Annotated in this window: 8 protein-coding genes; 3 read left to right on the top strand and 5 right to left on the bottom strand. The window is 70.1% G+C overall.

Translation table 11 applies throughout. The features are described 5' to 3' along the window. Positions 1-190 (top strand): AMP-binding protein (locus tag ACWESM_RS36455; protein WP_452495702.1); only part of this gene is annotated, 190 nt, incomplete at its 5' end. Positions 191-755: 565 nt separating this feature from the next. Here the strand turns inward: ACWESM_RS36455 and ACWESM_RS36450 are convergent. The 3 genes from ACWESM_RS36450 to ACWESM_RS36440 all read right to left on the bottom strand — a co-directional run bounded on the left by ACWESM_RS36450 (position 756) and on the right by ACWESM_RS36440 (position 3,753). Beyond that, positions 756-1,748, bottom strand: a complete 993-nt coding sequence (locus ACWESM_RS36450; RefSeq protein ID WP_397281781.1) for a hypothetical protein — start codon at positions 1,746-1,748, stop codon at positions 756-758. A gap of 150 nt (positions 1,749-1,898) precedes the next feature. After that, entirely contained in the window at positions 1,899-2,963 is a 1,065-nt protein-coding gene (locus ACWESM_RS36445; RefSeq protein WP_355081455.1) for an NlpC/P60 family protein, read from the bottom strand. Positions 2,964-3,183: 220 nt separating this feature from the next. Continuing rightward, entirely contained in the window at positions 3,184-3,753 is a 570-nt protein-coding gene (locus ACWESM_RS36440) for a C40 family peptidase (RefSeq protein ID WP_355081457.1), read from the bottom strand. A 596-nt stretch (positions 3,754-4,349) separates the two neighbouring features. Here ACWESM_RS36440 and ACWESM_RS36435 point away from each other — a divergent pair. Continuing rightward, the gene (locus ACWESM_RS36435; RefSeq protein WP_452495700.1) at positions 4,350-6,143 is read left to right on the top strand and encodes a DEDD exonuclease domain-containing protein; all 1,794 of its coding nucleotides are present in this window, start codon (positions 4,350-4,352) and stop codon (positions 6,141-6,143) included. A gap of 5 nt (positions 6,144-6,148) precedes the next feature. Continuing rightward, positions 6,149-6,424, top strand: a complete 276-nt coding sequence (locus ACWESM_RS36430) for an Lrp/AsnC family transcriptional regulator (protein WP_067800602.1) — start codon at positions 6,149-6,151, stop codon at positions 6,422-6,424. A gap of 4 nt (positions 6,425-6,428) precedes the next feature. Here ACWESM_RS36430 and ACWESM_RS36425 read toward each other — a convergent pair whose 3' ends face one another. Together ACWESM_RS36425 and trpD are read right to left on the bottom strand one after the other, a co-directional pair. After that, positions 6,429-6,710: a hypothetical protein gene (locus ACWESM_RS36425; protein WP_355081461.1), complete on the bottom strand. Its 282-nt coding sequence runs from the start codon at positions 6,708-6,710 to the stop codon at positions 6,429-6,431. Between the two features lie 233 nt (positions 6,711-6,943). Then, the gene (gene trpD / locus ACWESM_RS36420) at positions 6,944-8,005 is read right to left on the bottom strand and encodes an anthranilate phosphoribosyltransferase (RefSeq protein ID WP_355081463.1); all 1,062 of its coding nucleotides are present in this window, start codon (positions 8,003-8,005) and stop codon (positions 6,944-6,946) included. Between the last annotated feature and the right edge of the window lie 168 nt (positions 8,006-8,173).

Below are 8,173 nucleotides of genomic sequence, written 5' to 3'. Positions count from 1 at the left end.
CAGGGGGAAAGAGTGGACCTACCGACAACTGCACGAACGGGTGCTGCGCCTGGCACACGGGCTGCGTGACCTCGGTGTACAGCGCGGGGACCGGGCCGGGCCGCGAACGGAACAGGCTCGGTCTCGCTTCGCTCGAAAGTCGCGGTTGAGGTGTGCTGGGCGCGTTTGGCCTGTGAACTCGAGGGCTTGATGTGCGGTGTGGAGATGCCATTCGGTGCTCGTGGTGCGCTCGGTGTGCGGCGGCCGCGCAAACGCGAGCCGGGCCGCGAACGGAACAGGCTCGGTCTCGCTTCGCTCGAAAGTCGCGGTTGAGGTGCGCTGGGCGCGTCTGGCTGTGAGCGCCGGGCCTGGTGCAAGCGGGTGGCAGGACGGAGAAGGTCGGTCGTTCATCGTCGAGGGCGTTGCGGGGTCGACACGATGAGCGGCGCCGGGTCGGGGGTCATAGGGCGAAAGTGCCGCCTTCGATGAGGATGGTGAGTTCGATGGTGATGAGGACGGTCACCGCCGCTGGCGAGGGTGACTCGCTCACCGCCGGCGACGGACAAGCTTTGTGGGAGCGCCGCCGTGGATCGGGCCGCTAGGATCGTCGCCGCCGTTGTCGCGATCGCGCCACATGTCCCACCGGCGCGTAGGCCGAGCAGCAGCGGGAGCAGGCCGACACCAGTTGCCGTGCGACGCCTTCCGATTCCGCGCCGACGTCCGCTGACCCTGCGTAACGGGTGCCGCACCGGTGCGCTCGCGGCTGTCGGTAGGGGTCAGGCGGATCGGGTTCGGAGCCACTCGCGCCAGTCGTCGACGAAATCGGCGCGGGGGGTGCCGAGAACTTCGCGGAGGATGCCGTCTTCGGTGGTGGGGTCCTGTTTGCCCGCCGCGATGCGGTGGTAGAGCTGGACGAGGCGGGCTCGGTCGTACTTCTCGGCGACGAAGGCGCAGATCGACCAGGCCTTTTCGTATGTGAAGGCGGCGTCGGGGCCGGAGAAGTCGGTGTCGGGCGGCAGATCCTCGGGGATCCGGCCCGCGTGGGCATGCGCGGTGAGCGTGGGAGCGATGTCGGAGAACCGCTGGTCCTCCCCGTGGTGCGCGGTGTAGTCGGCGAAACCCTCCAGCATCCACAGCGGGGCGCCGTCGACGGTGTCGGCGCGAGCGGCGATGTGGGTGAGTTCATGCCGCAGCAGGGTGGCCATGCCCTCGGGATCGAGGCGGCGTCCGGTGTCGGGGCCGAAGACGACGCGCTGGCCGGTGGGCCGACTGCCCGCCGTGAACGGATCGGCGACGGAGGCGGCGGCGACTTCGGCGGGCAGGAGACCGGGTGAGCGCAGCAGGGCCGCGAACTCGGAGGGCGACGAGGCGACGACGACCAGCGCGGACTGCGCCCAGCCGGGACCCCAGACGTCGGTCACCGCGGCGGTGGCCTCGGCGAGTTCACGTTCCAGCACGTCGATTTCGATCCGCTGGTCGGGATGGCCGACAACCAGGGATCGTCCCCCGTCTCCGGTCGGCACCTGGCGGGCGATGATCGACCCGAACGGTTCGACGATGCGCCGCACCTCGGCCAGCCGGGGATCGGCGGCCGCCGCCTGACCCACCGCCTCGGTCGCTCCCGGCTCCGCGGCCCGCAGTTTCGGCAGCACCGTGTTCGGCAACATGATCAGCGCGACGCACACGCCGGTGAGTGCCACCACCATCGCGACGGTGAGACAGAACTCGAAGCGTCGCCGGGCCGAGCACCACGCGCGCAATCTCCGCATGCCGTTCATCGGCGCGCCCCGGCGGGGGATACGGCTGTGCGGCCGACGGGGTAGGCGCCGCGCCGCACGCCCAGGTGGGTCACCGTTGCCCGTCGCGGGTTGGTCGGGCTTCGAGTACTGCGGTGCCGCTGGTTGGCTCGCTCACGGCCTCTAGTATCGCCGAGCCGAATGGAACGGCGTCGAGCTCATGGGTGCGACCGCGACGGGCACGCCGAAGGTGGAGGCGTGCAGCATGAGCCCGTTGCCCGCGTAGATGCCGACGTGCGAGATGTCGGAGTAGAAGAACACGACGTCGCCGGGCTGCAGATCCTCCTTGGCCACGGGCGTGCCGTAGGTGGCCTGCTGCGAGCTCGTCCGAGGCACGTTCTTGCCGACCTGCTTGAACGCCCACTGGACGAGGCCGGAGCAGTCGAACTGGTCCGGACCGGTGGCGCCCCAGACGTAAGGGTCGCCGATCCGGGTGAGCCCGGCCGCCAGCGCGCTGGTCCCGCTGCCGGGGACGAGGCCCTGCAAGAGACTGTCCCGGTCGAAGCCGGGCGGGAACGGCGATCCGGCGAGGGCGGACTTGTCCTTGGCCGACAGCGACCCCCAGGCCTGCACCACCTGGGCGATGGCGCCGCCGAGGTCGCTGCGCTTGTGCTCCAGTTCGATGCGCACCGCCTCGGCTTTCTGCGCGGCGGACCGGGCGGCGTCGGCGGCGGTGCGGGCCGCCGATTCGGCGGCGGTCGCGGCGTCGGTGGCCTTCGAGTAGTGGTCGAGCTGCTCGGAGGTCTGCGCGGACACCACGTCCAGCGTGGACATCTGGTCGAGCAGTTGCTGCGGTGAGTCGCTGACCAGCACGGCGAACAGGCGGTTGGTGCGGGCGCCCTGGTAGGCGGCGATCGCGGTGCGGTCGATGACCGGCCGATACCGGCGGATCTCGTCCCTGGCTTGGTTCACCAGGTCGGTGCTGGCGGCCAGCCGAGCGTCGGCGTCACGCTGGACGGCGAGCTTCGCGTCCAACTCGGCTTCCACGCCCAGAGCTTGCTGGTTGAGCTGTTCGGACTGACGAGACAGATCGATCATCCGCTGCACCGCCTCCGTGGCGGTGGAGGGAAGCGCCACCGGATCCGCTCCGGCCGGGCCGCCGCCGTAGAGACCGGCGGCCAGCAATCCGGCTGCCAGCGTCCCTCCCACCAGACGTTTGGTCTGCTGTCCCCGGTGATGCTCAGCCACAGCCCGCGGTGCCCCGTTCTCTCGTGCAGCGATCTCTCGCGAAACCGACGCGGAAGCCTTCGACGAACCCCGAGGGTTTGCGCCGGGCGAACCCGGGGTAATCGGTGGAAGGTCTCGGTTAGGTTACGGAACGGCCCTCATCGATGTCCAGTAGAGAACGAATTGATCACAGGGCCGTGGTGCGGTCGGGCCGCGATCTCGCGGCCCGACCAGCTGCTTCTCAGAAGCGGCGAGCGCCTGCGATCGGCATGGAGGAGATCGGCGCCACCTTCACGGGCTGGCCCGAGGTGGACGCGTGCACGACGTTGCCGTCACCGGCGTAGAGGCCGGAGTGGCCGCCGCCGTAGAACGAGACGAGGTCGCCAGGGCGCAGATCGTCCAGGGACACGGGGCTGCCCGCGGCGAGCTGGGCGCCGCTGGTGCGGGGCAGTTCGATGCCCGCCTGGCGGTAGGACCACTGGACCAGGCCGGAGCAGTCGAACGCGTCCGGGCCCGCGGCGCCGTAGACGTACGGCGAGCCGACCTTGCTCAGGGCGGCGTCCAGCGCGATGTCGCCGGAGGCCTTGGGTGCGACGAAGGGCAGGGGAGCGGGGCCGGGCAGCTCGACGCCCGGAATGCCCGGCGGAACCGGCAGCTCGTTCGGAACGTCGAAGGTTCCCACGCCGGGGACGGTCACCGGCTGGGCCGACGCGGGGGCTGCGGGCAGCAGGAACGCGCCGATGGTGGCAGCGCCGACGGCCCCGGCGGCAACAGCGCGCTTCGCCTGACGCTTGGCGGCGTTGGTCGTCATGATGCGGTACTCCCAATCTGCCTCACGACGCCGCACCCGGTGGTGCCGCGGACTTCGTCGGCGCCGCACCGGTCGGCGCGGCGGGACTCCGTGAGGTCTCGAAAAGGTTACGAACACATCACGGTCGTTTGTAAAGCGTCGGCGAAGCGAAATGGGGTTGCTCAACAATTTCACCGGCTAATGGATGTGAGATACGTCCCACCGAATCACGAAAAGATAACGGCGGGGTAATCGTGCAAGAGCGCGCGTTCGGGCAGGGTCGCGCGGCGGGGTGGACCGGTCGGCTACCCCGGGTGGGTCTGCGGGGTGTTTTCCCAGGTAGTGGCGGACAATGTGCCATAGGTTCCGATATGGTCACTCGTTCGTACACCGTAGAGCCAGGGGTTGTCGACACGCCCGAGGGCGGGAGATCGCTTTTCGCGGGACTCGCCGCAATGTTTGATACAGTTTTGAACCTTATGTGATCTGGGTCTCTTTTCCGCATTTCTAGATCATTTCCCGGGTATCGCCCCGAAATCTCCACGGTGTCATTCGGACATTTCGTGGCGTATTCGCGTGCTCGGTTCCTGTCGGACCGTGGCCCTACGCTGCTCGCCGTGTCCGATCCCGTGCCGCGCCCGGCCGTCCAGCAGCTGGCTTTCGACGAGCTCGACACTCCCTTGTACGACACGACTTTCGTGGTCGTGGACCTGGAGACCACCGGGACCAGTCCCGGGGCCGACGGCATCACCGAGATCGGAGCGGTGAAGGTGCGCGGCGGGGAGGTGCTCGGCGAATTCGCGACACTGGTCAACCCGGGACGAGCGATACCGCCCGCGATCGTGCACGTCACGGGCATCACCACCGCGATGGTGTACGCCGCGCCGCGCATCGAGGCGGTGCTGCCCGGCTTCCTGGAGTTCGCCGCGGGCGCGGTGCTGGTCGCGCACAACGCACGGTTCGACATGGCGTTCCTGCGTGCCGCCGCGGCGCAGTGTGACACCGCATGGCCGGCGGCGCAGGTGCTGTGCACCGTGAAGCTGGCGCGACGGGTGCTCGGGCGCGACGAGGCGCCTTCCGTGCGGCTGGGTTCGCTGGCCCGGCTGCTCGGCGCCACCACGCAGCCGACGCACCGGGCACTGCAAGACGCGCGCGCGACCGTCGACGTGCTGCACGCCCTGATCGCGCGGGTCGGGAACCAAGGCGTCCACAGTCTCACCGAGCTGCTCGACTACCTGCCCGACGTCACGCCCCGGCAGCGCTCCAAACGCGTCCTCGCGGCCGATCTCCCCGCCGCTCCGGGGGTGTATCTGTTCCGCGGTCCCTCGGACGAAGTCCTATATATAGGCACGGCTGTGAACCTGCGCCGCCGCGTCCGTAACTACTTCACCGGTTCGGAGACCAGAGGGCGGATGAAAGAGATGGTCTCGCTGGCGATTCGGGTCGACCACGTGGTGTGCGCGCACGCGCTCGAGGCGGGGGTGCGCGAACTGCGGCTGTTGGTGGCGCACACCCCGCCCTACAACCGCCGGTCGAAATTCCCGAAACGGGCCTGGTGGCTCACTCTCACCGACGAGCCGTTCCCGCGGTTCTCGGTGGTGCGCGAGCCCGGCCGGGACGCGTTGGGGCCGTTCAACTCCCGCAACGACGCCGCCGACCTGAGCGTGATCATCGCCGAATTCACCGGGTTGCGCACCTGCACGGCACGGCTGCCCAGGAACGCGGCGCACGAGTGCCCGCCCGCCCTGGTCGGCGGATGTCCAGCGGGCTCCGAGGGAAAGCCGCTGGACATGGCGCAGTACGCGCCCGCGCCCGCGCTCGTGCGCGCGTTGTTCGCCGGGCGCAGCGACGCGCCGATCCGGCTCATGCTCGACCGCATCGAAACTCATTCGCGCGCGGAACATTTCGAGGCGGCGGCGCGGCTGCGGGATCGCGCGGCGCGAGTGGTGCGCGCGCTGCGGCGCACCCAGCGACTGGCCGCGGTGGCGCGCATCGCCGAGCTGATCGCCGCGCATCCCGACGGTGACGGCGGGTGGGAGTTCGCGGTCATCCGGTACGGCCGCCTGGCCGGTTCCGGCACCGCCCAGCGGGGCGTGCCGCCGATGCCCATCGTGGAGCAGATCGTGGCCGCCGCCGAAACAGTGGTTCCGGCCGGGGTCGCCGGACCGCATGTGCAGGACCACGCCAGGTCTCCGGTCGAGAACGCCCCGCCTTTACGCGGCGCGTCCCCCGAGGAAGTGGCGCTGGTCGTACGCTGGCTGGCCCGGCCCGGCGTACGCATCGTGCGGACCACGGACGGGTATCACGAGCCGCTCTTCGGCGCGGCGCGCTGGCTGGGCTGGGCGGAACTGGCCGACGCGGCGGTCCGCGCCCAACCGACCGAGGAAGGTTATCTGGACCGCTTAGGCTGAGCGTCATGATTACCGCGATCGTCCTGATCCACGCCGACAACGGCCGCATCCCGGAGACCGCGCAGGCGGTCGCGGACACCGACGGCGTCGCCGAGGTCTACTCCTGCGCGGGTGACGTGGACCTGATCGCGATCGTGCGGGTACGTGACCACGAGCAGATCGCCGATGTGGTGACCGGCCGGATCGACAAGACACCGGGTGTCCTGCGCACCACGACCCATATCGCGTTCAAGTCGTATTCGCGCGCTGAAGTGGAGGCGGCGTTCTCGCTCGGCGAATAGTCCCTCAGTCCCGCACCCGAACACTGCGCACGGCGAAATAGGCGCCGTCGTTCGGTGGCAGCACGACGACGTCGCCCGAGCAGTCCGGCGACTCGTACAAGTGCGCGACGCCGTCGGTGCGGTTGCGGATCTCCACGTCGGACCCGTCGCCGACCTCGACGCAGCCGACCGGGTTCTCGTACACGACGCCGTCGGCGAACAAAACGCCTCCGGCCGCATTCGCTCCTGGGGCGGCGGCGATGCCTGCGGTGGCGAGGACGGCGAGTAGCGGAACAAAAAGTCGCATGTCGGTGCTCCTCGTCGGTCGAACCGATCGGCGCGGTGCCCGACTCGGCATGCGCCGAATTGTCCGGCCGACGTTACCGGCCGCGACGATCCCGGCCACGGCCCTCGCTCAGGTCAGCGTGTCGGCGCATGTCCCCAGCGGCGATGCCGGAGCATCGGCACGGCCAGGTCGGCGCGGAAGCCGCGGCAGCGTGCACGAGCCGGGCATCGCTGCGGGCACCGAGCCGGCCCGCGTCAGTTGTCGCCGAGCGTCTGCGTCAACTTCGCCCAGCGCTCCAGCAACGCTGTGGCGGCGCCCGTGTCGATCGCCTCGGCGGCGCGCTCGACGCCTGCCGCGAGCGCGGCGTGCAGGTCGGCGTCGGGATCGCCGACGCCGCGCGACCAGTCGTAGGTCAGGATCGCCGCGGCCGAATTCAGCAGGACCGCGTCCCGGACCGCGCCACCGCGACCGGCGAGCACGTCGCGGGCCACGCCCGCGTTCACCTCGCTGTCGCCGCCGCGCAGCGCGTCCAGATCGACCCGCGGGATGCCGATGCGGGTCGGATCGATGGTGGTTCGGCGCGTTCGTCCACCCGACACGATCCACGCCTCGGTGGTGTCCGAGGTGGTGATCTCGTCGAGGCCGTCGTTGCCGCGCACCACCAGCGCGCTCGCGCCGCGTTCGGCGAACACGCCCGCGATCACGGGCAGCAGGTCGGCGAACGCGCAGCCGACCAGCCCGGCGCGCGGCTGCGCGGGGTTGGTCAGCGGCCCCAGCACGTTGAAGACGGTCGGGATGCCGATCTGGCTGCGCGCCGCGCCCGCGTACCTCAGGGCGGGGTGGAACACGGCCGCGAAGCAGAAACCGATGCCGACTTCCCGCACACAGCGAGCCACCGCCTCGGGACCGAGCGCGAGCTTCACGCCCAGCGCCTCCAGCACATCGGCGCCGCCGCTCTTCGATGACGCGGCCCGGTTTCCGTGCTTGACCACGGGTACCCCGGCCGCGGACACCACGATCGAGGACATGGTGGAGATGTTCACCGAGCCGGACCGGTCACCGCCGGTGCCGACGATGTCGACCGCGTCGCCATCGATCCGCACCAGCCGGGCGTGCTCGAGCATGCCGCTGGCCAGGCCGGTCAGCTCGGCGGGCGTGGGTCCCTTGATCTTCATGGCGACGCCGAACGCGGCGATCTGCGCGGGGGTGGCGTTGTCGGACATGATCTCGCTCATCGCCCACGCCGTGTCGTCCGCGGCCAGGTCGCCACCGTCGGCGAGGGTTCCGAGCACCTGGGGCCAGCTGCGCACGCTCATTCCACACTTCTCCCGTCACACTGGTTCGCGCACCAGTTTGTCCGCAAGCAGCCTAGCTGTGTTTGTCTTTCCAGCGCCTGCGGCGCTGGGTGTTCGCGGCCCCCTTATGGCTCGCGTTTGCGCGACCGCCGCTTGCTCCTTCGTCGCGTACGCGGCGGCCGCGCAAAC

The sequence above is a fragment of the Nocardia sp. NPDC003999 genome, from assembly GCF_053604885.1.
The sequence above is the reverse complement of the archived record's forward strand: the minus strand, read 5'-3'. Positions and strand labels throughout refer to the sequence as shown.